At 52.6% G+C, this 2,001-nt stretch carries 1 rRNA gene (cut by a window edge); it reads left to right on the forward strand.

Annotation, left to right across the window (positions count from 1 at the left end):
• A 23S ribosomal RNA gene (locus ASE98_RS02070) occupies window positions 1-1,982 on the forward strand; it begins 910 nt to the left of the window's first position.
• The last annotated feature ends 19 nt before the right edge of the window (window positions 1,983-2,001 follow it).

Here is a 2,001-nt window from a genome sequence, read left to right on the forward strand (position 1 = left end):
CCTACAAGTGCCGAGCATGGGAGACACACGGCGGGTGCTAACGTCCGTCGTGAAAAGGGAAACAACCCAGACCGTCAGCTAAGGTCCCAAAGTTATGGTTAAGTGGGAAACGATGTGGGAAGGCTTAGACAGCTAGGAGGTTGGCTTAGAAGCAGCCACCCTTTAAAGAAAGCGTAATAGCTCACTAGTCGAGTCGGCCTGCGCGGAAGATGTAACGGGGCTCAAACCATACACCGAAGCTACGGGTATCACTTAGGTGATGCGGTAGAGGAGCGTTCTGTAAGCCTGTGAAGGTGAGTTGAGAAGCTTGCTGGAGGTATCAGAAGTGCGAATGCTGACATGAGTAACGACAATGGGTGTGAAAAACACCCACGCCGAAAGACCAAGGTTTCCTGCGCAACGTTAATCGACGCAGGGTTAGTCGGTCCCTAAGGCGAGGCTGAAAAGCGTAGTCGATGGAAAACAGGTTAATATTCCTGTACTTCTGGTTATTGCGATGGAGGGACGGAGAAGGCTAGGCCAGCTTGGCGTTGGTTGTCCAAGTTTAAGGTGGTAGGCTGGAATCTTAGGTAAATCCGGGATTCTAAGGCCGAGAGCTGATGACGAGTGTTCTTTTAGAACACGAAGTGGTTGATGCCATGCTTCCAAGAAAAGCTTCTAAGCTTCAGGTAACCAGGAACCGTACCCCAAACCGACACAGGTGGTTGGGTAGAGAATACCAAGGCGCTTGAGAGAACTCGGGTGAAGGAACTAGGCAAAATGGCACCGTAACTTCGGGAGAAGGTGCGCCGGTGAGGGTGAAGYACTTGCTRCGTAAGCCCACGCCGGTCGAAGATACCAGGCCGCTGCGACTGTTTATTAAAAACACAGCACTCTGCAAACACGAAAGTGGACGTATAGGGTGTGACGCCTGCCCGGTGCCGGAAGGTTAATTGATGGGGTTAGCTAACGCGAAGCTCTTGATCGAAGCCCCGGTAAACGGCGGCCGTAACTATAACGGTCCTAAGGTAGCGAAATTCCTTGTCGGGTAAGTTCCGACCTGCACGAATGGCGTAACGATGGCGGCGCTGTCTCCACCCGAGACTCAGTGAAATTGAAATCGCTGTGAAGATGCAGTGTATCCGCGGCTAGACGGAAAGACCCCGTGAACCTTTACTATAGCTTTGCACTGGACTTTGAATTTGCTTGTGTAGGATAGGTGGGAGGCTTTGAAGCGTGGACGCCAGTCTGCGTGGAGCCATCCTTGAAATACCACCCTGGCAACTTTGAGGTTCTAACTCAGGTCCGTTATCCGGATCGAGGACAGTGTATGGTGGGTAGTTTGACTGGGGCGGTCTCCTCCTAAAGAGTAACGGAGGAGTACGAAGGTGCGCTCAGACCGGTCGGAAATCGGTCGTAGAGTATAAAGGCAAAAGCGCGCTTGACTGCGAGACAGACACGTCGAGCAGGTACGAAAGTAGGTCTTAGTGATCCGGTGGTTCTGTATGGAAGGGCCATCGCTCAACGGATAAAAGGTACTCCGGGGATAACAGGCTGATACCGCCCAAGAGTTCATATCGACGGCGGTGTTTGGCACCTCGATGTCGGCTCATCACATCCTGGGGCTGAAGCCGGTCCCAAGGGTATGGCTGTTCGCCATTTAAAGTGGTACGCGAGCTGGGTTTAGAACGTCGTGAGACAGTTCGGTCCCTATCTGCCGTGGACGTTTGAGATTTGAGAGGGGCTGCTCCTAGTACGAGAGGACCGGAGTGGACGAACCTCTGGTGTTCCGGTTGTCACGCCAGTGGCATTGCCGGGTAGCTATGTTCGGAATAGATAACCGCTGAAAGCATCTAAGCGGGAAACTAGCCTCAAGATGAGATCTCACTGGGACCTTGAGTCCCCTGAAGGGCCGTCGAAGACTACGACGTTGATAGGTTGGGTGTGTAAGCGCTGTGAGGCGTTGAGCTAACCAATACTAATTGCCCGTGAGGCTTGACCATATAACACCCAAGCAATTTG

The sequence above is a fragment of the Pseudomonas sp. Leaf48 genome, from assembly GCF_001421885.1.
Lineage (GTDB): Bacteria > Pseudomonadota > Gammaproteobacteria > Pseudomonadales > Pseudomonadaceae > Aquipseudomonas.